The 25,065-nt window shown below is 69.0% G+C and carries 20 protein-coding genes; 15 read left to right on the top strand and 5 right to left on the bottom strand.

The window, feature by feature from the left end; translation table 11 throughout:
• Nucleotides 1-425: 425 nt before the first annotated feature.
• Nucleotides 426-1,799 carry an acetoacetate metabolism transcriptional regulator AtoC gene (gene atoC, locus O7R11_RS12520; protein WP_337997866.1) on the bottom strand — a complete coding sequence of 458 codons (1,374 nt, stop codon included), beginning with the start codon at nt 1,797-1,799 and terminating at the stop codon, nt 426-428.
• On the bottom strand, nt 1,796-3,646 hold the full coding sequence (atoS, locus tag O7R11_RS12525) for a two-component system sensor histidine kinase AtoS (RefSeq protein ID WP_337997867.1): 1,851 nt from the start codon (nt 3,644-3,646) through the stop codon (nt 1,796-1,798). The genes atoC and atoS overlap by 4 nt, the downstream gene beginning before the upstream one ends.
• A 400-nt stretch (nt 3,647-4,046) precedes the next feature.
• Here atoS and O7R11_RS12530 point away from each other — a divergent pair, with 400 nt between their 5' ends.
• The 6 genes from O7R11_RS12530 to O7R11_RS12555 all read left to right on the top strand — a co-directional run bounded on the left by O7R11_RS12530 (nt 4,047) and on the right by O7R11_RS12555 (nt 8,214).
• A complete protein-coding gene (locus tag O7R11_RS12530; RefSeq protein ID WP_337997868.1) occupies nt 4,047-5,024 on the top strand; it encodes a phosphoribosylaminoimidazolesuccinocarboxamide synthase in 978 nt (325 codons plus the stop codon).
• Nucleotides 5,025-5,166: 142 nt separating this feature from the next.
• The gene (locus tag O7R11_RS12535) at nt 5,167-5,616 is read left to right on the top strand and encodes a DUF134 domain-containing protein (RefSeq protein ID WP_337997869.1); all 450 of its coding nucleotides are present in this window, start codon (nt 5,167-5,169) and stop codon (nt 5,614-5,616) included.
• Nucleotides 5,603-6,058: a NifB/NifX family molybdenum-iron cluster-binding protein gene (locus tag O7R11_RS12540; RefSeq protein WP_337997870.1), complete on the top strand. Its 456-nt coding sequence runs from the start codon at nt 5,603-5,605 to the stop codon at nt 6,056-6,058. The genes O7R11_RS12535 and O7R11_RS12540 overlap by 14 nt, the downstream gene beginning before the upstream one ends.
• Nucleotides 6,055-6,972 (top strand): ATP-binding protein, encoded by a 918-nt coding sequence (locus O7R11_RS12545; RefSeq protein ID WP_337997871.1) that lies wholly within the window; start codon nt 6,055-6,057, stop codon nt 6,970-6,972. The genes O7R11_RS12540 and O7R11_RS12545 overlap by 4 nt, the downstream gene beginning before the upstream one ends.
• Nucleotides 6,959-7,843 carry an ATP-binding protein gene (locus tag O7R11_RS12550; RefSeq protein WP_337997872.1) on the top strand — a complete coding sequence of 295 codons (885 nt, stop codon included), beginning with the start codon at nt 6,959-6,961 and terminating at the stop codon, nt 7,841-7,843. The genes O7R11_RS12545 and O7R11_RS12550 overlap by 14 nt, the downstream gene beginning before the upstream one ends.
• Nucleotides 7,840-8,214, top strand: a complete 375-nt coding sequence (locus O7R11_RS12555; protein WP_337997873.1) for a NifB/NifX family molybdenum-iron cluster-binding protein — start codon at nt 7,840-7,842, stop codon at nt 8,212-8,214. Before O7R11_RS12550 ends, O7R11_RS12555 begins: the two co-directional genes overlap by 4 nt.
• A gap of 48 nt (nt 8,215-8,262) precedes the next feature.
• On the opposite strand, the gene O7R11_RS12560 is transcribed toward O7R11_RS12555, so the two are convergent.
• Both O7R11_RS12560 and O7R11_RS12565 read right to left on the bottom strand, forming a co-directional pair.
• Nucleotides 8,263-8,706, bottom strand: coding sequence for a hypothetical protein (locus tag O7R11_RS12560; protein ID WP_337997874.1), 444 nt, complete (start codon nt 8,704-8,706; stop codon nt 8,263-8,265).
• Between the two features lie 78 nt (nt 8,707-8,784).
• Nucleotides 8,785-10,068, bottom strand: a complete 1,284-nt coding sequence (locus O7R11_RS12565; protein WP_337997875.1) for a family 4 glycosyl hydrolase — start codon at nt 10,066-10,068, stop codon at nt 8,785-8,787.
• Nucleotides 10,069-10,255: 187 nt separating this feature from the next.
• Here O7R11_RS12565 and O7R11_RS12570 point away from each other — a divergent pair, with 187 nt between their 5' ends.
• From O7R11_RS12570 to O7R11_RS12610, 9 genes are all read left to right on the top strand, one after another.
• Nucleotides 10,256-11,152 carry a ZIP family metal transporter gene (locus tag O7R11_RS12570; protein WP_337997876.1) on the top strand — a complete coding sequence of 299 codons (897 nt, stop codon included), beginning with the start codon at nt 10,256-10,258 and terminating at the stop codon, nt 11,150-11,152.
• Nucleotides 11,153-11,238: 86 nt separating this feature from the next.
• On the top strand, nt 11,239-11,910 hold the full coding sequence (locus tag O7R11_RS12575) for an O-methyltransferase (protein ID WP_337997877.1): 672 nt from the start codon (nt 11,239-11,241) through the stop codon (nt 11,908-11,910).
• Between the two features lie 450 nt (nt 11,911-12,360).
• A complete protein-coding gene (locus O7R11_RS12580; protein ID WP_337997878.1) occupies nt 12,361-13,746 on the top strand; it encodes a TolC family protein in 1,386 nt (461 codons plus the stop codon).
• Nucleotides 13,743-14,510 carry a hypothetical protein gene (locus O7R11_RS12585; RefSeq protein ID WP_337997879.1) on the top strand — a complete coding sequence of 256 codons (768 nt, stop codon included), beginning with the start codon at nt 13,743-13,745 and terminating at the stop codon, nt 14,508-14,510. The genes O7R11_RS12580 and O7R11_RS12585 overlap by 4 nt, the downstream gene beginning before the upstream one ends.
• Complete coding sequence (locus O7R11_RS12590) at nt 14,476-15,786, top strand: HlyD family type I secretion periplasmic adaptor subunit (protein WP_337997880.1); 1,311 nt, start codon at nt 14,476-14,478, stop codon at nt 15,784-15,786. Before O7R11_RS12585 ends, O7R11_RS12590 begins: the two co-directional genes overlap by 35 nt.
• Nucleotides 15,787-15,803: 17 nt before the next feature.
• Nucleotides 15,804-17,585 (top strand): hypothetical protein, encoded by a 1,782-nt coding sequence (locus O7R11_RS12595; RefSeq protein ID WP_337997881.1) that lies wholly within the window; start codon nt 15,804-15,806, stop codon nt 17,583-17,585.
• A 50-nt stretch (nt 17,586-17,635) separates the two neighbouring features.
• Nucleotides 17,636-22,033, top strand: coding sequence for a beta strand repeat-containing protein (locus tag O7R11_RS12600; RefSeq protein WP_337997882.1), 4,398 nt, complete (start codon nt 17,636-17,638; stop codon nt 22,031-22,033).
• Nucleotides 22,030-24,018 carry a peptidase domain-containing ABC transporter gene (locus O7R11_RS12605; protein ID WP_337997883.1) on the top strand — a complete coding sequence of 663 codons (1,989 nt, stop codon included), beginning with the start codon at nt 22,030-22,032 and terminating at the stop codon, nt 24,016-24,018. Before O7R11_RS12600 ends, O7R11_RS12605 begins: the two co-directional genes overlap by 4 nt.
• 84 nt (nt 24,019-24,102) lie before the next feature.
• A complete protein-coding gene (locus O7R11_RS12610) occupies nt 24,103-24,471 on the top strand; it encodes a hypothetical protein (RefSeq protein ID WP_337997884.1) in 369 nt (122 codons plus the stop codon).
• Nucleotides 24,472-24,474: 3 nt separating this feature from the next.
• Here the strand turns inward: O7R11_RS12610 and O7R11_RS12615 are convergent, their stop codons facing one another.
• Nucleotides 24,475-24,927: a cache domain-containing protein gene (locus O7R11_RS12615; RefSeq protein WP_337997885.1), complete on the bottom strand. Its 453-nt coding sequence runs from the start codon at nt 24,925-24,927 to the stop codon at nt 24,475-24,477.
• Nucleotides 24,928-25,065 lie beyond the last annotated feature (138 nt).

Genomic DNA, 25,065 nt, shown 5'->3' on the forward strand with positions numbered 1-25,065 from the left:
AACCGCCGATCATCACAACCGCGCCGTCCGGAATGAGGCCCACCGCCCCTTCGTAGGATATGACCTTGTTCGTCATTCTATCCCCCTGTCGGTTTTTGCGGGCCCTGGTGCGGAGGCGATTCTCGGGATGCGGATACCGCCCCCGGAACCGCCGAAGCCGGTCGTCGCAGCCGCGCCGCGGCATCGCCGGGGGGACCCGTTCGCCCCAGGGCGCCGCACGCACGGCGAATGCTTTCCGGCTTGCAATGGCTATGCCACCGGGCTACCCGAAGGGATGGGAGAAGGAAATGCAGGAATCCTGCGCTTTTCGCGCTTCTTGAATGATTAAAAGCAGCAGAATCCGGTCGTTGAGACCGGGCGAAGTGCGCAACTTCGGGGAACGGGTGCGCAAGATATTGCGCACCCCAAAGGGTGGCCGGCCGGTCTCAGCCGATGCCGTAGTCGAGAAGCTTGTAGAGCAGGGAGCGGCGGCTGATCTGCAACTCCTGGGCGGTGCGCACGCGATTGCCGTCGTTGCGGGCGAGCGCCTCGGCGACCACCTTGGCTTCGTGCTGGCGGATCATTTCCTTCAGGGGGATCTGTCCGTTACCCGCCGCCTCGTCGCCGCCGCTCGGCACGGCGCGGGCGATGCGCTCCGGCATGTCCTCGATGAAGATCAGCCGTCCGGTGCTCATCACCACCGCCCGTTCCACCGCGTTGGAAAGCTCGCGGATGTTGCCCGGCCAGGGATAGCGCAGCAGGCATTCCATGGTGCGGTCGTCGAAGCCGGTGACCTCGATCTGGTTCTCCGCGGCGAACTTGCGCAGGAAGAACTCGGCGAGCAGGGGAATATCCTCCGGCCGGTCGCGCAGGGGCAAGGGCTTGAGCATCACCACGTTGAGGCGGAAGTAGAGGTCCTGGCGGAAGGTGCCCTGGCGGACCATCTCCTCGAGGTTGCGGTTGGTGGCGACGATCACCCGCACGTCGGCGTGGATGAGTTGGGTGCCGCCGACGCGCTCGAACTCCCGCTCCTGCAGCACCCGCAACAGCTTAACCTGGAAGCTCGGCGGGATGTCGCCGATCTCGTCGAGGAAGAGGGTGCCGCCTTCCGCCTGCTCGAAGCGGCCGCGCCGCTGCATCAGCGCGCCGGTGAAGGCTCCCTTTTCGTGGCCGAACAGTTCGCTCTCCAACAGCCCCTCGGGCACCGCCGCGCAGTTGAGCTTGATGAACGGCCCCTTGCTGCGCGGGCTGTTGTAGTGGATCGCCGCGGCGACCAGCTCCTTGCCGGTGCCGCTTTCCCCGGTGATCAGCACCGTGGCGGTGCTGCGCGCGACCTTTTCTATGGTCTGGGTCAGCTCGATCATCTGCGGGTTGTTGGTGAGGATGCGCTCGTGGCGGAAGCTCTCCGACAGTTCCAGGCGCAGCGCGGCGATGTCGTTGCGCATGGTGCGCAGTTCGAGCGCGCGCTCCACCAGCAGCAGCACCTCGGCGATGTCGAACGGCTTGATGATGTAGTCGAAGGCGCCGCTCTTGATCGCCTGCACCGCGGCCTCCACCTCGGCGAAGGCGGTCATCAGGATGATCGCGGCGGAGCGGTCGAGCTGGCGGATTTCCGAGAGCGCCTGGAGCCCGCTCATCTTCGGCATGCGGATGTCCATCAGCACGATGGTGGTGCGCTCGGGTTCGAACTTTTCCACCGCCTGCGCGCCGTCGCACGCGGTGGTCACCTCGAAGCCCTCCTTGGAGAGCACCGCGGACAAGAGTTCGCGGATGCCCTCGTCGTCGTCCACCACCAGGGCGCGGAGCGGATGGTAACTCATGACAGCCTCCCGGGGGCGCGGTGCAGAATCGGCAGGTGCAGGGTGACGCGCGTGCCTTCGCCCAGCGTGCTTTCGATCGTCACCGTGCCGTAGTGGGCATCCACGATGCGGTGCACCATGGCGAGCCCCAGGCCGGTGCCGGTGGGTTTGGTGGAGAAGAACGGGTCGAACACCTTTTCGAGGTTCTCCGGCGCGATTCCGGCGCCGGTGTCGGCCACCGTCACCACCACCTCGTCGGCGTTGGGCGCGATGGTGGAGATGGTGATCTCGCCGCTGTCGTCCATCGCCTGGCCGGCGTTGATGATGAGGTTGAGCAGCACCTGGCCGAGGGCCTCGCCGTCCGCCTCGATCACCGGCAGGCCGTCGTGGAGGTCGAGGACGATGTTGGCCTTGGGCTCCTTGCCCGCGAGCACGATGATCTCGCGGATCAGGTTGTTGAGCCGCACCGGCCCGATCGAGGGCGGGCGCTGGCGGCCGAAGCGCAGAAGCTCGGTGATGATCTTGTTGAGGTTGTCCACCTGGGCGACGATGAGGGGGGCGTAGCGCCGCCACTCCTCGATGCTGTCGCTCGCCGAGAGGTGCTGCATGAAGCCGCGGATCGAGGTGAGCGGGTTGCGGATTTCGTGCGCCACCCCGGCCATCAGCTCGCCGAGGCCGGCGAGACGGTCGGCGCGCATGATCTGCTTGTGCAGGCGCTGCTGCTCGGTGAGGTCCTTGAGCACCACCACCGCGCCGATGGTGTTGCCCGAGGCGTCGTTGAGCAGGCTGCTGCTGGCGTTGACCAGGAAGGTCTGGTCGTGCGCCGGAAAGTCGTAGGTCATGCCCACGTGTTCGCGGCCGGTCTCCAGGGTGTCGAGCAGCATGCTGGTGAAGTGCGCCTCGGCGACGAAGAGGGTGTGGTAGGACCGGCCGATCACTTCCTCCGCGCGGCAGCCCATCATCCGCGCCGCCGCGGGGTTGATCGCGGTCACCCGCCGCTCTTCGTCGATGGCGACCACGCCGTCGGCGATGCTGTTGAGGATGTTCTCGTTGAGGGAACGCTCCTCGAGCAGGCTTTTGGCCATCGCGTTGATCGACACCACGATCTCGCCGATCTCGCCGGAGGGCTGGCGGATCGGCTGGGCGAGGTCGTACTGCATGCGCGAGAGGCCGTTCTTGATCAGCATCACGTCGCGGGCGAGCTTGGACGACATGATGTGCGCCAGCGCGATGCCGAAGGCGATGCCGACGATGGTGACCGACAGCATGATGTGGTCGCGCGCGCGGATCTGGCGCTCGATGTCGTCGGTGAGTTCGTTCGACCAGATGTAGCCCACGGCCTCTCCACGGCGCCGGATCGGCCACATCGCGTTCATGATCGAGCCGCGCACCAGAAGGCCGGTTTTGACCTCGGGCCGGTTGCGCGCCATCACCTCGCGTCCCGGATGGGAGGGGGGGATCGGCCGGCCCACGGTGTTGCCGTATTCCGCGCTCGGGCCGTAGGTGATCATCGCGTCCAGCGACCGGCTGTAGTAGCCGACGCCGATGCCGGGGTTGGCGCGCGCCACCGCATCGGTGAAGCCCGCGAGCTTGCGGTTGAGGAAGGCGACCTTGGCGGCCTTGTCGCCGGGGGCACCGTGGTAGTGGGCGAGCAGCCCCTCGAAGCCGCCGGGGCCGAGGTGGTCGTCGAGGAGACGCGCCAGTCCGAAGAGCTTGTCGATCTTTTCCTCGATGCGGGCTTCGCGCGCCTGGCGGTAGAGGGTGTAGCTGGTCATCGCCGTCGGCACCGAGACGATGAGCAGCGACATCAGCAGCAGCTTCGCATACAGGGACTTGGCGAACGTCTTGAGAAGGAGGCTCGTGACCACAGCTATCCCCCGAGACACTTTGTGCCCGATGATCTCGTCGTACGGTTTTCCGACGCCGTCCCCAGGGATGCCTCGACTACCCATTTTTACTACTTATACCGTCGTTTCAAGGCGTTATGGGGAAGCGCGGGCGAGTTCCGCCCCGGCTCGGATACGAGCCGGGGAAATTCCCCGGCCCAAACCACCACACCCTCCGGGACGCGGGGTCCCGGCGGTTGCGGCGGCTTTCCGGCTTTCCCCCTGCCATGTGGACAGTCGACGCGAAAGGAAGCATACGCCGCTCCGCAAGGAGGGGCAACAGCCTCCCCCGCGGCGGGAGAAATCGGCGGCCCGGGGTTGCGCTTGCCGCTGAGGGGCGGAGGTGCGATAACGGCGGGACGAACCAGAAGAGGGGCGATCCATGCTTTCCGAGGACATTTTGCGCGCCGCCATTCCCGCGGTGCTGACCGAAGCCCACTTCCCCCAATTGCCCAACTATTACAAGGGCAAGGTGCGGGAGAACTACGACCTGCCGGACGGACGGCGCATCCTCATCTCCACCGACCGGCAGAGCGCCTTCGACCAGGTGCTGGCGGCGGTGCCGTTCAAGGGGCAGGTGCTGACCCAGACGGCGCGTTTCTGGTTCGAGAAGACGGCGGACATCTGCCCCAATCACGTCCTCGACTATCCGGACCCCAACGTCGTGGTCGGCCGCAAGCTCGACATGCTGCCGGTCGAGGTGGTGGTGCGCGACTATCTTACCGGCTCCACCGACACCGCGGTCTGGACGATGTACAAGGCGGGCAAGCGCGTCCTCTACGGCATCCCCTTCCCCGACGGCATGGCGAAGAACGACCAGCTCTCCGCCACCATCATCACCCCCACCACCAAGGGGATGACCGCAGGCTCCCACGACCACCCGATCACTCCGGCGGAGATCGTCTCCCAGGGGCTGCTCTCCCAGGCGCAGTGGGACGAGGTGGCGGAAACCGCGCTTGCCCTGTTCGCCCGCGGCCGCGCCATAGCGGCGGAGAACGGCCTGATCCTGGTGGACACCAAGTTCGAGTTCGGCACCGACGCCAAGGGGCGGATCACCCTGGCCGACGAAATCCTCACCCCGGATTCCAGCCGCTACTGGAAGGCGGACACCTACGCCGTGCGCCATGCCGCGTGGGAGGAGCCGGACAGCCTGGACAAGGAGTTCCTGCGCCTGTGGATCGCGGCGCGCTGCGACCCCTACAAGGACCCGATCCCGGCGATCCCCGACGACACCCTGGTGGACTTCTCGCGCCGCTACATCGCGCTCTACGAGGCGGTGACCGGCAAGAGCTTCGAGGCCCCGGCGTCGGACGAGCCGGTGAAGGACCGCATCCGCCGCAACCTCGCCGCCTATTTCTGAGCGGCGCGCCGCGCGGAAAGCCCCGGAGGTTCCGCCCCCGGGGTTTTTCGTGCCTGCCGCAGTTATGAACGTATGCTCATTTCCCTTGAGTCGTGGCGAGGGCGATGCTAGTTATGAACATAGGTTCATAACGGAGGCCGCCATGCCGCGACCCTGCAAATACCGCACCGTGCACGGAGAGATCTCCGTACGCTTCTTCAAGCCTCAGGGCGTGCCGATGCGCGACCTCCAGGGACTGACGCTCGGCGTGGACGGCCTGGAGGCCCTGCGCCTGGCCGATGCGGAAGGGCTGGAGCATGCCGCCGCCGCCGAGATGATGGGGATTTCCCGGCCGACGTTCTCGCGTCTGCTGGCGTCGGCGCGCGCCACCACCGCCACCGCGCTGAGCCGCGGCTGGGCGATCCGCATCGAAGGCGGCGCGGTGGCGCCGGCGGCGCAGGGAACGGGGGAGAACGCGCTGCCTCCCGTGGGAGGAGGCCGCGGACGCGGCCTGCGGCGGCGGCGCGGCCATTGCGGGCGCGCGGGCGCGGCGGTGCCGCTGGCCGATGCGCCGGAATTTCAGGAAGAGGAGGATGACGATGCCCAATCGTGACGGAACGGGTCCGCGCCATGGCGGCGGACCGGGCAGGGGCGGCCAAGGTGGCCGGGCGGCCGGGCAGGGCCGGGGGTTCGGCGCGCGGCGCGGCGGTGCACCGCTGCCGCCGCCGGACGGCGGGCTGACCGCGGTCTCCGCCCTCGGCGACGGCCTGGACGCGGCGGTGGATGCGCGCTTCGGCCGCGCCGCCGGGTTCGTGCTGGTGGACGGGGAAGGCGCGCTCGCCGGGCACCTCGACAACGCCGCCGCCGACGCCATGGGCCACGGCGCGGGGCTCGCCGCCGCCGAGGCGGTGGTGCGCGCCGGGGCGAAAACCGTGCTCACCGGGCGCGTCGGGCCAAAGGCCTCCGCCGCGCTCGCCGCGGCCGGGGTGCGCGTGGTGGAAGGCTGCGACGGGATGAGCGTCGCCGCAGCGCTGGACAAGGCCGCGCGGGGATGATCCTCGCGGTGGCCAGCGGCAAGGGGGGCACCGGTAAGACCACGGTTGCGGCGGCTCTCGCCCGGCTGTGGCCGACACGGCGCATCGCCGTCGATCTCGATGTCGAAGCGCCGAACCTGCACCTCTTCCTCGCGCCCGAGGTGACCGGGCGCGAGGACGCCGCGCTGACGGTGCCGGAAGTGGCGCATCCCGAGCGCTGCACCGGTTGCGGCGCCTGCGGCGATATCTGCGCCTTCAAGGCGGTGCTGGCGTTCGGCGACTTTCCCGTGGTCTTCCCGGAGATGTGCCACGCCTGCGGCGGGTGCTTCGCGGTCTGCCCCGAGGCGGTGTTCGCGCCGGGGCGGCGGCTGCTCGGCGAGATGCGCTGGGGCAGCGCCGCCGCGCCGCAAGGAGAGCGTTTCGGCTACCTCGCCGGGGAGATGCGGGTCGGCGAGGCGATGAGCCCGCCGTTGATCCGCGCGGTGACGCGGCGGTTGCAGGAGATGCTGGCCGCGGGCGGCGGCGACGCCATTCTCGACGCGCCGCCCGGCGTTTCCTGTCCGGTGATGGAAGCGGTGCGCCCCGCCGACGCGATCGTCCTGGTCTGCGAGCCGACGCCCTTCGGGCTGCACGATCTGGACCTCGCCTGGCAGGGCTTCGCGGGCCTGGGCGTGCCCACGGGCGTGGTTGTCAACCGTGCCGGAGGGGGCGGCGCGGCGGGCGATGCGGCGGTGGAAGACTGGTGCGCGGCGCACCGCCTGCCGGTGCTGGCGCGCCTGCCCTTCGACCGCGCGATGGCGGCGGCCTATGCGCGCGGCGTGCCCGCCGATGCGGTCTCCGCCGCGGCGCGCGCCGCGTTTGCCGGCCTGGTGTCGCGGGTGCGCGCCCTGGGGGCGGGGGAGAAGATGCGGGAGGCGTGTCATGGCGGCATTTGAAATCACCATCCTCAGCGGCAAGGGCGGCACCGGGAAGACCTCGGTCTCCGCCGCCTTCGCCCGCCTTGCCGAGCGCGCGGTGATCTGCGACCTCGACGTCGATGCCTCGGACCTGCCGCTCTTGCTGCGCCCCGAGGTCAAGGAAAGCCACGTCTTCGAATCCGGCGTCGTCGCCCACCTCGATACGGTGCGCTGCCGCTCCTGCGGCCTGTGCGTCACCTGGTGCCGTTTCGACGCCTTTTCCGAGGACGCGGACGGCGTCGTGCTCGACCCCGACCGCTGCGAGGGCTGCGGCGTGTGCGCCCACTTCTGCCCCTCCGGCGCGGTGACCATGCAGCCGCGCATCTGCGGTTCCTGGTTCCGCTCCGAAACCGGCTACGGCCCGATGATGCACGCCCGCCTCGACCCGGGGCAGGAGAACTCCGGCAAGCTCATCGCGCTTCTCCGCCAGGAGGCGGCGCGCCTCGCCGCGGAACGCGGCATTCCGCTGATTCTCGGCGACGGACCGCCCGGCATCGGCTGCCCGGCGATCAGCGCCGTGGGCGGCACCGGCTTCGTCGTGCTGGTCACCGAGCCCACGCCCTCCGGCCTCGCCGACCTGGTGCGCGCCGCCGACCTCTGCGCGCACTTCGACCGGCCTGCCGGAATCATCATCAACAAGGCGGACCTCGCCCCCGCGCGCGCCGCCGAAATCGAAGACCTGGCCGCATCGCGCGGCCTGCCCGTTCTCGCCCGCCTGCCCTTCGCCGAAGGCGCGATGCGGGCCCTGGTCGAGGGGCGCTCGCTGCTCGACCTGCCGGAAACCGCACCCGCGCTGCATGGGGCCTGGGAGGCCCTGTGCGGCCATGCCTTGAGAGGAGTATCCCGATGAACGACTGTCTCGCCATTCCCACCGACGCGCCCGGCGGCCTCGACGCCCCGGTCTCGCCGCACTTCGGCCATTGCGGCGGCTTCGCGCTGCTGCGCCTGGAAAACGGGGAGGTCCAAGGCATCGACGCGCTGCCCCAGGCCGAGCACGACAGCTGCATGGAGCCGGTGCTGCGCCTGATCGAATCCGGCGCCACCGCGCTCGCCGTCGCCGGGATCGGCCGCAGGCCGCTGCTCGGTTGCGGCGAGGTCGGGCTGCGGGTGTTCTCCTGCGCCGGGATCGAAACCGTCGGCGAAGTCGCCGCGGCCTGGGCCGCGGGCAAACTGCCGGAATTCACCCCGGACGGCGCCTGCGGCGGCGGCCACGCCCACTAACACAAAAACTTCGCGGGGGGACTCGGTCCCCCCGCGAAGTTTTATTTTTCACACCACCGCGACCGCGGCGTCGCGGATTTCGGCGAAGAGGTCGCGGATCGGCAGGATGCGGGCGTTCATGGCGCGCGCCGCGCGGGTTTCCGCCATGCCGACGCCGAGGGCGCTGAGGCTTTCCTCCGGCACGTAGACGGTGAGGCCGAACTGGCGGGCGATTTCCGCGGCGAACATCAGCGCGGTGCCCGAGAGCGCGCCGGCGAGCACGATGGGGCCGTTCTGGTCGCGGCGGATTTCGTCATGCAGTGTGGTGAGCGGCGTCGGCCAGCCCTGGGCCGGACGGTCGGCCCCGATGCGCGCCACCGGCCAGCCGTGGGCGCGCCAGTGGGCGATCAGGGTGGCGGTCTGTTCCTGCGCCATGGCGGCGGGGAAGGGCGGCGGCGGTCCGGCTTCGCCGCTGTGGCGCGGCGTCATCACGACGAGGGTGGGGGCGGTCATCTCGCGGCCTCCGAGTGGGGATACTCCGGGAGATACGCGCCGCCGCGCCGGATACTGGCGCGGCGGTTTGCGGAAAAGTCAGATGCAGGGGCGGATGTAGGGTTTGTTGAGTTCCCACAGTTCGTCGAGGATCGCCTTGGCCGCGTCGGTGGAGTTGATCACCGGGTCGAGGAGGAGGGCTTGCAGGGCGAGATCCTTGGAGCCATGCACCGCCGCTTCCACCGCGATCTGCTGCACGCTCGCCTGTTGCATCAGCAGCTTGGCCGCGGCCTCGGGCAGCGGGCCGAGGGAAACCGGGTGGACGCCCGCGGCGTCCGCCACCACCGGCACCTCGACGGCGAGGTCGCCGGGCAGGTTGGGGATGGCTCCCCGGTTGTAGACCACACCGCTTTCGATGAAGGTGTGGCGGTTGTGGAGGATGCCGCCGATCACCTGCACCGCGCGCTCGCCCCAGGAGTGCTTGAACCAGTCCTCGGGGATCGGTTTGGTCTTGGCGACCACCTCGTCGATCAGGGTCTTGAAGCCTTCGCGGCCTTTCTCGTCGCCGTCGAAGTCGAAGCCTTCCTCGCCGCCTTCCCAGCCGTAGGCGAGGTATTCGCCGGTGTGGTCGTCGCTGCACGTCGGCCACAGCCCGAAGCTGCGGAAGAGGGTGCGCGCGAGCGGCGTGAAGGAGGGGTCGTGGGCGGCTTCCTTTTCCCGCAGCAGGGGATAGAGGTCGCGGCCCGAGGCCTTTTCGCGCAGGTGCATCACCCATTGGAAGTGATTGAGCCCCGCGCCCCACAACTCCACCTCCGGCTCCGGAATGCCGAGAATTTGGCAGATGAACCAGCGTGCGAGGAAGATGCCGTGGCACAGGCCGAGGGACTTCACCCTGGTGTATTTCGACAGCCCGAGGACGAGGCGGCTCTCCGGATTGGAGAGGTTGATGAACTGTGCGCCGGGGCAGATCTCCTCGATGTCGCGGGCGAAGTCGAACACCAGGGGCATGGTGCGCAGGGTGAAGAACAGGCCGCCGGGGCCGCCGTTCTCGCCCAGGGTGTGGCGGATGCCGTGCTTCTTCGGCACCGCGAAGTCCTGCCGCCACAGGCGGTTGCGGTCGATCGCCGCGGCGTTGACGACGAAGCCCGCGCCGTCGAGCGCGGCGCGGCGGTCGGTGGTGGCCTCCACCGCGATGCCCGCGTCCGCGGCGGCGAAGAGGTGGCGCGCCAAGCCCGCCATGCGGTCGAGGCTTTCCTTATTGGTATCGACCAGGGTGAGGGTGCAGCCCGAGAAACCGCCCTCGGCGACGAGGTCCTGGAAGAGGCTGACGGTGAACGCCGCGCCGCCCGCGCCGAGGAGAACGATCTTGCCGGTGTTGGCCATGGGAAAACGCCTTTTTCCTGTTTTCTTGTCTACATATAAGCACACCGGACGAGGGGCGTGTAGCCCCTTGGCGTTTTGCCGGAATCGGTCCAAACTGGCGGGGCCGGGACCGCGGGAGGCCGCGGCGAGAGGGGAGGACGGAACCATCGAAAGCAGCATATCCCAACGTCCGGCCCCCGCATCCTGGATGGATGCGGCGCGCCGCCATGCGCGGAAACGGCCGTTCACCGTGGCGGGGCTTGCCGCCTCGTCGCTTGCGGTGCTGTTCCTGCTGGCGCAGAGCATCGTGCACATCTTCCTCGGCGATGCGCCGGAGGCCACCTGGCTTGCGCTTTCGGGCGGCATGGCGGCCTTCGCCGCCACCGCCGCCGGGGCGATTCCGGTGGTGGTGGTGCGCAGCATGCCGCAGAAGCTGGAGGACACCCAGCTCGGCTTCGCCGCCGGGATGATGCTGGCGGCGAGTTCCTTCTCCCTCATCCTGCCCGGCCTCGCGGCGGCGCAGGAGATCTCCGGCGCGCCGCTTTCCGCCGCCGGGATCGTGGTGCTCGGCATGGGGCTCGGCGTGGTGCTGATGCTCGGGCTGGAGGAGTTCACCCCCCACGAGCACGAGACCCTGGGGCCGCAGGGGCCGGGCTACGAGCGCCTCGGCCGCGTCTGGCTGTTCGTCTTCGCCATCGTGCTGCACAACCTGCCGGAAGGCATGGCGATCGGCGTCGGCTTCTCCCATGCCGACATGGCGGTCGGCGTGCCGCTGACCACCGCCATCGCCATCCAGGACATTCCGGAGGGCCTCGCCGTGGCGTTGGCGATGCGCAGCGCCGGGTTCTCCGCCCGCACCGCGGCGCTTGCGGGCATCGGCAGCGGCGCGGTGGAGCCGATCGGCGCGCTTCTCGGCGTCGGGCTGTCCAGCGGCTTCGCCATGGCCTATCCCATCGGGCTGGGGCTCGCCGCCGGGGCGATGCTGTTCGTGGTTTCCCACGAGGTGATCCCCGAGACCCACCGCAACGGCCACCAGACTCCCGCCACCGTCGGCCTGATGGGCGGCTTCGCCCTGATGATGGTGCTCGACACCGTGCTCGGCTGAACCCGCATCGTCTTCGAACCTTCACTTATTTTGTCATCGTGGCTGCGCCATAACCGCTGCGTGCGATCCAAAGGGGGAAGGTTGCGATGACGCAGGACATATGGTCCGCGGTGGACGCCTATTTCGAAGCCCACCTGCTGCCGCCCGATGCGGCGCTTTCCGCCGCGCTCACGGCGAGCGCGGAGGCAGGGCTGCCGCCGCACGCGGTGGCGGCCAACCAGGGCTGCTTCCTGCACATCCTGGCGCGCGCGCTCGGGGCGCGGCGCATCCTGGAGATCGGCGCGCTCGGGGGCTATTCCACCATCTGGCTCGCCCGCGCGCTGCCCGCGGACGGCCTTCTGGTGTCGCTGGAGGCCGACGGCGGGCGGGCGCGGCTGGCGCGCGCCAACGTGGTCCGCGTCGGGCTGGGCGAAGTGGTGGATATCCGCGTCGGCGCGGCGCTCGACAGCCTGCCGCGCCTCGCGGAGGAGGGGACCGGCCCCTTCGACCTGGTGTTCATCGATGCCGACAAGCCCAACAACCCGGCCTACTTGTCGTGGGCGCTGCGGCTTGCGCGCGTCGGCGGGCTGATCGTCGGCGACAACGTGGTGCGCGACGGCAAGGTGACGGATGCCGCAAGCGAAGATGCGAACGTGCGCGGCGTGCGCGGTTTCATCTCCGCCCTGGGGACGGAAAAGAGGTTGATTTCGACGGCGTTGCAGACTGTCGGAGCGAAAGGGCACGACGGTTTCACCCTCTCTTTTGTCCTCGGCGGATAGATTTTCCTATGGGGCTTTCGTTTTCACTTTTACTCATAATTAAGATTTCGTGGATTACTTATAAGAAACGGTTTCGAAACGATCTACGGAATGTCGTGTTTCGTGTGGAGCTTGCACCACGATTTACTCATTCTAAAGCATGATTCTGCGCCAACTAGCGTAGAATTTTCTGGAACGCGCCTGCGGCCCATGGTATGCCGTCGCAGAACTTGGAAATGCTCTCGACTGGGGGAAGGTGTGCGGCCAGTAATTGGGCGCGGTGCAGGGCACATGATGCTGCCCGTTGCGCTGGCGGTCTCCTTGCTGTGTCAAGGGGGGGTGTCGGCGCAAGCCGCGGAAACGTCTTTGGACAATGGCGCAATGCCGCCCGCGCGCGAGGTTTCGCGGCCGCGTGCCGCGCCCGTGCCGTCCGAAGCGCCGCCCGCCGCCGACGGGCCGAGTCGGCCTGCCATGGCGCCCGATCTCGGCGTCGAGCGCTCCGCGTTGATGCAGTCGCTCCTGGGCGGCGAGAGCGAGGTCACCCTGGCGGTGCCGCAGGCCGAGGCACCGGATTACGTCGATTCCCTGCGTCTGGATCAGGCGGTGGCGATGGCGTTGAAGAACAACTTCGAAGTCCTGGCGGCGGAGAGCAAGAAAACCGGCACCGGCTGGGACATCGTCGCGGCCATGGGGCAGTATGCGCCGCAGGTGAAGCTCACCCGCGCCAGCGGCACCGAGCGCAGCCAGCCCGCCTCGATCAACGATTCCAGGGGCGCGCGCGTCGAGGACGACCGCCACCACCGCCGCGACGTGGTGCTGGAGATCAGCCAGCCGATCATCGACCTTTCGGTGATCGCCGACATCTTGCAGCGCAACCTCAACGACGACGTGGCCGAGGCGGAGCGCCTGGGCGTGCGCGAGCGCGTCGCCATGGATACCGTGCAGAGCTATTTCAAGCTGCTGTCCGCGGTGCTGACCATCCGCTACGCCGAACTCTACAAGGGCTCGCTCGACAGCCTGATGGAGCGCATGGCGGCCCGCGTGGAGGGCGGAGGCGCGGCCCGGGCCGACCTCGAGCGCGTGCGCTCCCGCGCGGTTTCCGCGGAGACCGCGATCATTTCGGCGCGCTCCGAGCTGGAGGCGGCGCAGGTGGAGTTCCGCCGTCTGACCGGGGTGCTGCCGCTCAAGGTGCGGGTGCCGCCGCGGCTGATGCCGCAGCTCCCCGATGTGCCGGAGGCGGCGCTGTTCCGCGCCGTCGCGTCCAACCCGGAATACCGCGCCTCCAGCCTGCAGGCCGACGCGACGCAGATGGAGAGCTACAAGTCCTACAGCCGCTCCCTGCCGAAATTGAGCTTCGAGATCAGCCGCACCACCTCCTACAATGCAGGGGGCTCGGCCAAGGGCAACCCGATCGACGGCGGCCCCTGGGACTATCAGCACGAGAACCTGGCGATGCTGGTGCTGACCTGGCAGTTCAACGGCGGGGCGGACCTGATCGGCGGCGTCGGCTACGGCTTCCGCGCCAAGGAGGCGCAGTACAAGACCATGGATGTGCGCAGGCGCATCGAGGAAAGCATGTTCAACAGCTATAATGCGCTGCATGCGGCGGACAAGCGCATCCGCGCGACGCGCTCGGCGTTGCGCGCCAATCTCCAGGTGGCGCAGAGCTTCGAGGCGCAGTACCTCGCGGCGAGCCGCCCGCTGTTCGACCTGCTGGACGCCTACGAGCGCCTCTATTCGTCCCGCGTCGAACTGGTGCGCCTGCTGGTGGCCGAGGCGCAGGCCGCCTATCAGGTGCGCCGCCAGATGGGCGAACTGGTGGGCGCGGTCCTGGGTTCGGAGGATGTCCGGCCATGAGCGACTACAAGGAACAGAACTACTGGCCGGGGTTCGTCGATGCGCTCAGCAACGTCGTGCTGACGCTGGTGTTCGTGCTCGTGGTGTTCGTCTTCGCGCTGGTGTTCTCCTCCGACAAGCTGCGCAAGCGCGCCGCCTACCTCGCCACCGCGGTGCAGCAGGAGACGGTGGAGAAGAAGGTGGCGGAGGCGGAGAAGCAGAAGCTCATCGACGAGAACTGCGACATCCGGGCGCAACTGCAGGCGGCGCTGGCGCGCCTGCAGGAACTGGAGACGGCGAACCTGCGGCTGCAACGCAGCCTCTCTTCGACGGAAAGCGAGAAGAAGGCGGTGGAAACCGAGGTCAAGGCGCTGGAGCGCCGCCTCTCGGAGAACAACCTGCTCAAGGAGCGGAACGAGATTCAGGTGCGCGCCGAGAACATCGCCGCGCTCGCCGGCACCGCGGAGCTGGAGGGCGGCGAGGGCGCCATCGTGCTGGTGTTCCCGCGCAACGTGTTCAAGCTCGACGACAAGGCCAAGGCGGCGCTCGACGCGGTGCTGAGCGGCAAGAAGGCGTCGCTGCGCGGCGCGCTGTCCTCGGTGCTGTCGATCATGGGCGCGGAAACCTATAGCGAAGGCAGGCGGCTCGCCTATTTCCGCGGCCTCGCGGTGCGCAACTATCTGATCGAGCAGGGCCTCGGAGACGGCCGGACGATTCATGTGATGATCGAAGAGGGCAAGGAGGTGAACGATGGACGCGTCGAGATCCGCTTCCGCCGGCCTTGAGTCCGTGCTGCCGCGCCTGGCGCGCCGCCTCGAGGGGCCGCGCGTCTTCCTTGCGGCGGCCGCGGCGTTCGCCCTGCTGCTCGTGGCGTGGGCGGCGATCGCCCAGGTGCACCGCGTGGTGCGGGTCGAGGGCCGTATCGTTCCCGCCGGGCGCAGCCAGCAGATTCAGCATCTCGAGGGCGGCATCGTCGCGTCCATCGACGTCGTCGAGGGCGCGGCGGTGAAGCGCGGCGACCTTCTGCTCACCATCGACGCGACCAACGCGGGCGCGGCGCTCGCCGAGATCGGCGTGAAGCTCGCCGGGCAGCGCATCCGCGCCCTGCGCCTCTCGGCGGAGGCCGGCGGCGCGGAGAGGCTCGGCCTGCCGCCCGATCTGGGGGGCGAGGCCTCGGCCGCCACCGAGCTGCAGCTCTTCCAGTCGCGGCGCGAGAAGTTCACCCAGGAGCTTGCGGTCTACCGCCAGCAGGTGGCGCAGCGCACCGCCGAACGGCAGGAGTTGCTCGCCCGCCGCACCCGCCTTGCCGCCGAGCAGGCGACGGCGCACAAGCGCCTGATGCTGCTCAACGGCCTGGCGGCGCGCAACGCCGCCTCGCAGCTGGAAATCCTCGACGCGCAGAGCCGCGAGCAGCGCCTCGCCACCGAAATCTCCGAGGTGGACGGCACCCTGCCCAAGGTCGCCTCGGCGGTCGGCGAGGCGCAGGCCCGCATCGACGAGGCGCGCGCCCGCTACCGCGCCGAGGCGCAGGCCGACCTCGCCGCCACGCTGACCGAGATCGACCGCCTGCGCCAGGGACTGACCGCGCAGACCGACCGCGTCAGCCGCACCGATATCCGCGCGCCGGTGGACGGCGTGATCAACCGCATCTCGGTCAACACCGTGGGCGGCGTGGTCAAGCCGGGCGAGTCGATCATCGAGATCACGCCCACTTCCGGCCCGCTCTTGATCGAGGCGCGGGCCCGGCCGCGCGACCGCGGCGAACTGCGCGACGGGCTCGCCGCCCACATCCGCGTCAGCGCCTATGACACCGGCATGCTCGGCGCCCTCGAAGGCCGCGTCGTCGAGGTTTCCGCCGATACCGTCGCCGATGCGCGCGGCGAACTCTATTACCGCGTGGTGCTGCGCGTCGATACCCTGCCCGCCGCCTATGCCGGCAAGCTGCTGGCCCCGGGGATGACGGTTTCCGGCGATGTGGTGATCGGCAAGCGCACGGTGCTCGACTATCTCACCTCGCCGCTTCACAGATTCTCCACCAACGTTTTTCAGGACGCCCGGTGATGGCTTTGCGACCCTTGATGACCCGTATCAAACAGTCCTGCACGCTGTTGGACGTCGTGTCCTTCCTGCAATGCGTCGCGCCGCTCCTGGCTCTCGCCGTCGTCGGCGTCGCATTCCAGGACTTCGTGCTCAACGCCATCCGCGGCAACCCGATCCTCAACTCGATCATCATCGGCATCGCCTTCTCCGGCGCGATGCTGATGCTCTTCCGCCTCGTCGGCGCGCAGCGCGAACGCTGCGCGCTGCGGCGCTTCCACCGCGAGGCGACCAACGGCGGCGACATGAAGGAGCTGATCGCCGAGTCCTGGGTGGCGCGGCGCATGGTGCACCGCTATCTCTCGCCGATCGCGGAGACCGGGGGCAAGCTCTCCTCGGCGCTCGACCAGGAGGCGATCGAGGGCGAACTGCGGGGGCTCTCCGCCGAGTTCGACAGCCGCCTCGAACTGCCCAACTTCCTGGTCGGCTTCATGGTCGCCATGGGCCTTCTGGGCACCTTCATCGGCCTGTTGGAAACCCTCACCGGCATCGCCGGCATGCTCGACGGGATGTCGGCTTCCGGCGGCAACCTGGAGGAGGAGTTCGTCAAGCTCGTCGGCGAGCTGCGCAAGCCGCTGGCGGGCATGGGCATCGCCTTCTCCGCGTCGATGTTCGGCCTGGTCAGCAGCCTGATGCTCGGCCTGATGCTGCTCACCGTGCGCCGCTACGTGCGGCGGGTGATGTCGGATGCGCGGCAAGTTCTCAGCGCCCTGGTGGAGCGCGTGCGCGGCCCGCTGCCGACCATGGGCGGCATGGTGGCGTCGTCGCGCGGCGGCGTGTCGGAGGCATTCCTCTCCGACTTCATGGCGGAGCTGCTGAGCAACATCAATTCGTTGCAGGACCTGTTCCACCGCTCGCAGGATTCCTCGTTGCAGATGACGACGCGCGTGGATGGTCTCTCCAAGCGCCTGGAGATGGTCTCCCAGTCGATCGAGAACAACGTCGCGGCGAGCAAGAAGACCAACGATCTCCTCGGCTTCGGTCCGCGGATGAAGGAAACCAACGAGCAGATGCTCTCCGAGCTGCGCTCGATCCTTTCCGCCAACGCCGACATGGGCAAGGTCAACGCGCGCCTCATCGACGTGCTCAACTCCATCGACCAGAAGCTCACCATCGCCAACGACACCCAGCGCCTGTTCCAGGACGCCCAGGGCAACATCGGCCGCGACACGCTGACCAAGATCGACGAGGCGGTGGGCCTGCTGCACTCGGTCAACGACCGCAGCGCGGACGCCGAAAACCGCCTCGACCGCCGCCTGCAAGCGCTTGCCGGGTCCTCCACCGCGGTGGCCACCGGGGTGCAGCAGCTCGCGGTGAAGATGAACGAGGTCGCCTCGATCTCGCAGAACCAGCTCACCAACGCGGGCACGGTGCAGCAGGGCATGCGCGACGCCGTGGCCGAGACCCTGGATTCCTTCAAGGATCTCTCCGACCACTTGAAGAAGCTCGAAGAGGTGAACGTCGGCAGCGCGCGTCATCTCTGGCAGCTCAACGAGAGCTTCGGTTCGGTGAACTCCTCGCTCGAACCCCTGGCCCAGATCGCCCAGGGGATCACGCATCAGAGCACCATCCTCGAGGCGACGCTGGAAGAGATGCGCAACAGCCAGCGCAACCTCATCCGCGACATGCAGAAGGAATTCCGCGAGGTTTCGCGCGAAATGGCGCGGGTGATGGCGCAGCAGCAGCAGCAGATGATGCAGCAGGCGCAGGAACGGATGCTGATGCCGGGAGCGCCGGACGGCGGATACGGGCCGACGGAGTAGGCATTCCGCCCGCGGCGTAGGCCCGGGCCGATGGACAGGGAGGCCAAGCCATGCCTCAGACGGCGACGATCATAAAAGCGGATGCGTCCGGGGGCTACAAGCTGCCCCTGGCGCGCGGCGACGTCGCGCGCATCGACGTGGTGGACGTCGATCTGGTGGTGCAGGGCAAGGACGGCACCCGCTACATCCTGGCCGAGGCCGGGCTTGCGGCGATGAGCTCCGGGCCGTCGGCCGTCGTCTTCTCCGACGGCGCCGCCAGCGCCGCGCAGTTGATGGAATCGGTCGGCCACGTCGAGACCCCGGACACCTCGATTCCGGTGATGAGCAGCCTCACCGAGCACGACGCCAAGACCACCTCGGGTCCCAAGTCCTTCCACGGCGACGGCACCGACACCACCGAAGCGGGCGGCCAGCCGACTCAGGAACAGCTGAATGCGCAGGCCGAGGCGCAGACCGGCTCCGACCAGGTGTCGCCGCTCGCCACCGCCTCCGACGCAACGGTGGAGCAGCTGATCCAGAAGGTCAGCAACTCGGTCGAGCAGCTGCACAACAAGGCCGCCGACCCGGTGCCGGAGCAGCCCTACGAGCCGCCGGCCGCGGCCTCGCCCGGCGTCGGCGCGGCGCCGAATCCGGTGAGCCTCACCCCGCTGACGGTGATCTCCCTCGGCAACGTGGTGGGCGACACCGCCGTCGGCTCCAACATCTACTATTCGGGCGGTCCCTCGGGCACCGATTCCCAGTCCGGCTACGAGGTGCGCGATCCCGCGCAGTTCTCCATCGAGACGGTCACCGGCACCGGCGGGAACGACGTGATCTATGCCGACGGCACCGCGGTGGGCGGCGTCTCCTACACCGCCACCGGCACGGTGGCGGGCAATGCCGACCTCTCCTCGGCGACCGCGACCTTCGCCAAGGAGATGACGATCCAGATCTCCGGCTATTTCACCACGCTGACCACGATCACCATCAGCGGCCTGCCCAGCAACGTTTCCCTCGTCGGCACCAGCGGGGTCGGCGACAGCATCACGCAGAACGCCGACGGCTCGTGGGACGTGCCGATCTCGTTCCTCACCGATTCCGAATCCTTCAAGATCGTCTACACCCTGTACGAGCCGGATGCCGCCAACCCGGTGCACCAGGAATTCACCATGACGGTGGCGATCGACGGCATCACCCGCGCCGAGGCGTTCACCTCCACCAGCAACTTCACCGTGCAGGTGCGCGACGCCGACGACGCCACCGACATCAGCCAGACCGACGGCGGCGGCAACACCGTCTACGTGCTGCCCGCGCAGGGCACGCCCAACACCATCGACGCGGGCGCGGGCAACGACACCATCCATGCCGGATACGGCAACGACACCATCACCGCGGGCACCGGCGACGACATCGTCTATGCGGGCTACGGCGCGGACACCGTCTACGGCGGCGGCGGCGCCGACGTGGTCTACGTCAACCTCGGCACCCTCGGCGACCTCGTCTACGGCGACGACGGCGCCGACACCATCTATGCCGGGACCGGCAGCGACACCCTCTACGGCGGCGCGGGCGACGACGTGATCTCCGCCTCCGACGGCGCCAACACCATCGACGGCGGCGAGGGCGTCAACGTCATCACCGCCGGTTCCGGCAACGACGTGATCACCGCGGGCGCGGGCGACGACACCATCACCGCGGGCGAGGGCGCCAACGCCATCACCGCGGGCGACGGGGCGAACACCGTGACCGTCGGTTCCGGCGCGGACACCATCACCACCGGTTCGGGCAACGACAGCATCACCGCGGGCGAGGGCGCCAACACCATCGTCGCGGGCGACGGCGTCAACAGCATCACCGCCGGGGCGGGCAACGACACCGTGACCACCGGCTCGGGCGCGGACTACATCTCCATCGGCGACGGCGTCAATACCGTCACCGCGGGCGATGGGGCGAACACCGTGATCACCGGCGCGGGCGCGGATTCCATCACCACCGGCTCGGGCGACGACACCATCACCGCGGGCGACGGCAACAACGTCATCGTCGGCGGCGACGGCGACAACACCGTGACCACCGGCGCGGGCGCGGATTCCATCACCACCGGCGCGGGCGCGGACACCATCTACGCGGGCGGCGGCAACGACATCATCCACCCCGGCGCGGGCGCCAACGACATCACCGGCGACACCGGCAACGACACCCTGTCGTTCTCCGAGCTTACGGTGGCCGTCACCGCCAGCCTCACCTCGAACACCGCGACGATCTCCGGCGTGGGATCCACCTTCACCGGCATCGAAAACCTGGAAGGCTCGGCGCAGGGCGACACCCTCACCGGTGACGCCGCGGCCAACGTCATCTCCGGCCTCGCGGGCGACGACGCACTGAACGGCGGCGGCGGAGCCGACACCGTGCTCGGCGGCGCGGGCGACGACACCATCGACATCGCCGTCGCCTCGGCGGGGATTTCGGTGGACGGCGGCGCCGACAACGACACCGTCAACGTCAGCGCCGGCGTGGTCGGCGGCACCCTCACCGGCGGCGACGGCAGCGACACGCTGATCATCACCGACACCGGCACGGCGGAGCACCGCATCGACCTCGGCACCGGCGGCGGCACCGGCGGCATCATCGACGATACCCGGATCACCGACTTCACCACCGTGCGGTTCATCGACAGCACCGATGACAGAATCGCCGGGTCGAGCCGCGACGAGACCTTCTACGGCGGCGGCGGCAACGACACCCTGGAGGGCAACGGCGGCAACGACGTCCTGTTCGGCGAGGCGGGCGCAGACAGTCTGGTCGGCGGCGACGGCAACGACATCCTGTTTTCGTCGGCGATCGCCATCGGCAGTCTGGCCGATCTCTCCCACATCACCGTGACCGGCAGCGATTCGTCCAACAACTACCTCTACGGCAATGCGGGCGACGACGTCTTCTTCGGTTCCAACGCCACGTCCTCGATGTTCGGCGGCGTCGGCGCGGACACCTTCTACGGCGGTTCCGGCACCGACTACATCTTCACCGACGACAACACCTTCTCCTCGTCTTCCGACGGCGCGGATACGGCCTATGGCGGCGGCGGCAACGACCGCTTCTATGCCAGCGAAGGGGCGGACGAATTCTATGGCGGCGCGCTCAACGCCTCCGGCGTGCATGTGGACAACGGCAACGCGGATTTCGTCTACTACACGTGGTCGCCGACCGGCGTCACCATCGTCCTGGACGGCGCGGGCAACAGCACCACGGCCTCCGGCGGCTATGCCGACGGCGATGAGTTGTACGGCATCGAACGCATCTACGGCAGCAACTACGACGGCGACGTGCTGACCGTCACCGGGACATCCGGCAACACCCGCTACCTCTATGGACAGAACGGCGACGACATCCTGACCGGCGGAGATTCCGTCGATTACCTGGACGGCGGCAACAACAACGACATCCTCTACGGCAATGCCGGAAACGACAACCTCTACGGCCAGAACCAGGACGACACCCTCTACGGCGGCGACGGCAACGACTATCTCGACGGCGGCAGCCAGAACGACACCCTCTACGGCGGCGTGGGCGACGACCGCCTCTACGGCCAGAACAACGACGACACTCTCTACGGCGGCGACGGCAACGACACCCTGGACGGCGGCAACCAGAACGACATGGTCTACGGCGAGGCGGGCGACGACACCCTGATCTATGCCGCCAGTTCCTCGGCGGGCAGCGACATCCTCGACGGCGGCACCGGCAACGACACCCTGGATTGTTCCGGCTCCGCCAACACCGTCAAGGTGTTCCTGGTGGACACCACCGACGGCATCGCCATCGGCGACCGGCCGTCCAGCGCCGACGGCGTGGTCTCCGGCGGCGACGGCTTCGTCTATTCGAGCGGCGGCTCGATCTACAGCACGATCAAGGCCGACAGCGGCGAGGGCAACAGCAGCATCGAGAACGTCACCGGCGGCAGCAGCGACGACGTGCTGGTGGGCGATTCCGCCGCCAACACCCTGATCGGCGGCGCGGGCGCCGACCACATCTACGGCAAGGGCGGCGCCGACGTGCTCGACGGCGGAACCGACGACGACACCATTCATGTCGCCGCCTCCGAACTTGCCAGCCTGGTCTCGGTGAGCGGCGGCGCGAGCGGCGACGACACGCTGGTGATCACCGGGCTCGCCACGGGCGCGCTCACCGACGCGGTGATCGCCAAGCTCACCTCCATCGAGTACCTCGATGTGCGGGACTCCACGGTGGACGCCACCTACGCCCTGACCGCGACGCAGGTGCAGAACATCGTCGATAACGGCGCGGGATCCACCCTGACCTTCCAACTGGATTCCGGCGACATCTTCACCCCCACCGCGGCGGGGTCGGACCATGTGTCGGCGGCCACCGCCGGCGGCCATACCACCTACAGCTATTGGGCCGACGCAGGGGAGAGCTCCCTGTTGGCCAAGGTGGAGGTCTATCAATGATGGAGGCGTCCAGGCCCTGGGGCGCGGCGCTGGCCGCGTTGCTCGCGGCGCTGGGCGCGGATGCCGCCGACGCGGGCAAGGGGCCGAAGGACCTGGATGCGGCGCTGCGCGGGCAGGGGCTCTCCGGCACGCTGATGCGCCTCAACGGGGCGGGCATTCCCGAGGCGGCGGGCGGCGGCGTGCTGGTGGAGATGGCGGACGGCGGCTGGGTGCCGCTGATCGATGCGGGCGACGGCGGCTTCCGCACGCCGGAGGGGGAGGCGGTGGCCGACCTCGCCGGCTGGGCGGTCTCCGGCCGCGCCGCGCTGATCCGCGCGGCGGGGGCGGGGGTGGCGCGCCCCCTCGGCTTCCTGCGCCGCTACAAGGGCCGCGCCGCCGAGATCATGTTCGGCGGCCTGATGATCAACCTGTTTTCCCTGTGCTTTCCGCTGTTCGGGGCGTTCGTCTACGACAAGGTGCTGAACAACGGCATCACCGAGACCCTGTGGGCGCTGGCGATCGGCCTTCTGCTGCTGATCGGCCTGGACTATTCCATCCGCGGCGTGCGCGCCCACCTGGTGGAGCGCTTCGCCGCCGCCGCCGAGGCGGATATCGACCGCTCGGTGTTCGACAAGGTGCTGTCCGGCACCCTCACCGCGCTGCCCTCGGTGGGGCGCGTCCTCGACCAGTACAAGCAGATTCTCGGCAGCCGCGACTTCCTCTCCGCCAGCGCCATGCTGGCGGCGGTGGACGTGCCGTTCCTCGTGCTCTTCCTGATCACCGTGGCGTGGATCGGCGGGTTCTTGGTGCTGGTGCCGCTCGTCCTCGGCAGCGTGCTGATCGGCGTGCACGCGCTCGCCGCGGTGCCGACCCTGGAGGCGGAGGCCGAGGCCCGCCGCGCCGGGGAGGCGCGCTTCACCCTGCTCGCCGATGCGCTCACCTCCCGCGAGGCGGTGGTCGGCGGCCGCTTCGCCGATGCGTTGCGGCTCTCCTGGCGGCGCGCCAGCCTGCGCGCCGGGGCCGCCTCCGGCCGGTCGCGCTTCTGGCATGCGCTCGCCTATGCCGCCTCGGCGGACTTTTCCAACCTTTCCTACGTCTCGGTGATCGTCACCGGCGCCTACATGATCGAAGCGCGCGAACTCACCACCGGCCGCCTGCTCGCCTGCTCGATCCTCACCTCGCGGGCGATCGCCTCGCTCGCCTCGGTGGTCACCCTGATCATCCGCTACCGCGAGCTGGCCCGCGCGCTTTCCGACCTCGACGCCACGCTGCCGTCGCCGCCGCCCGCCGCCGCCGCCAAGCCGCGCGGGCGGCTTGCGGGCGAGGTGCGCCTGAGCGGCGTCTCCTGCCGCCTGCGCGCGGGCGGGCCGCCCGCGCTCGACGGCGTCGATCTGCTCGTCCGCCCCGGCGAGTTCCTCGGCATCGCGGGCCGCCCCGGCGCGGGCAAGACCACGCTGCTGCGCCTCGTCGCCGGGGCGCTCCGCCCCGATGCGGGCGAGGCGCTGCTGGACAACGTGCCGGTCGCCGCGCTGGCGCCGCACGACCTTTCCCTCAACGTCGGCTACAAGCCGCAGGACCTCTGCCTGTTCGAGGCGAGCCTGGAGGACAACCTGCGCCTCGGCCAGGGCGAGGTGACGCGCGCCGCCCTGGATTCCGCGATCCGCCGCGCCGGGCTGATGCCCGCCATCGCGCGCGGCGAGATCAACCTCACCACCTCCCTGGGGCCGCGGGGCTCCGCGCTTTCCGGCGGTCAGCGGCAGATGGTGGCGCTCGCCCGCGCCTTCGTCGGCGAGCCCTCGGTGCTGCTTCTCGACGAGCCGACCACCGGCCTCGACGCCCCCGCCGAGCAGCACCTCGCCGAGGTTCTGAAGGCGCGTCCGCCGGGCACCACGCTGCTCGTCTCCACCCACAGCCGCGCGCTGCTCTCCATCTGCGACCGCATCCTGGTGCTCGACGGCGGCCGCGTCGCCGCCCTCGGCCCGCGCGACAAGGTCCTGGTTTCCTGACCTCTTGTGACGGCGTGCATTTGCGCGTTCCTGCCGCCGCCCTTATATCCGGAGCGGAGGGGGACATCTGCCAATGGAGTTTGCATGACGAAGATCGGCATGTTTATCGGCGCGGCGGCGTGCGCGGCCTTCATGAGCGTCGGCGCGGCCCGGGCGGACGAAACGCCCACCGCGGCGCAGTGCAATGCGGCGTATGCGACCTGCGACGCCGCCTGCAACGCCGCGGACCCGAAGCACGGCCTCTCCTATGCCGGGTGTTCGGCGAAGTGCGTCGCCAAGAAGGCGGCCTGCGACAGCGAGATCATCTACGACAAGAGCGCCGACTGGACCAAGAAGCAGTACGACGCGGCCAAGCCCTGGGTGCAGGAGAAGGCGCAGCAGACCGAGAAGCTGATCGACGAGGCCCCGGCTCATACCGAGCGCACCTATCCGCCGCAGGACAAGGGCAACTGATCCTCAGCGGTAGGCCCCGACCACCAGGATGACCTCGCCGACGCGGCGGATCAGGCCGGTCTTCTGCATCGGCTTGCCGGTCACCGGGTTGGCCACGCGGTAGTCGAGGCGGCCCGCGCCGTCGGCAAGCGCGATGGCGCGGATCATCTCGCCATAGGGTTTGCCGTCGGCGTCGCGGCTGGCGGCGATGCTGCGCCCGATCATCCGCGGGTCGAAGTGCGACAGGCGCACCCCGTCGGAAACCCGGCTCATCGAGACATAGAGGTCGCGGTCGCGGAAGCCGCCGCCGGTCTCCACGAACGCCTGCGCCGCCAGCGCCACGCCGTTCTTCTGCACGAAGGCGGCGGCCCGGTCCATCATCGCCTCGGCCTCGGCGAGGGTGGCGAAATTTTCCGCCGAGGCGGCGCCGCAACCGAAGGACCAGAACCAGATGAAACAGGCCAACACATAGCGCATCGCTCATCCCCGGCGCTTTCCTGCGCCGGGCCTCCCCCCGAGATTTCTTCTCCGGCGGAAGGGTACGATTTTTGCGCGTTTGCCGCAACGCGGGGCCGCAGGTTTTATGGGTTTTCTTCGCGGGAGATTGCGCGTATA

Source organism: Oleispirillum naphthae (assembly GCA_027864655.1).
GTDB classification, from domain to species: Bacteria; Pseudomonadota; Alphaproteobacteria; order Rhodospirillales; family Rhodospirillaceae; genus Oleispirillum; species Oleispirillum naphthae.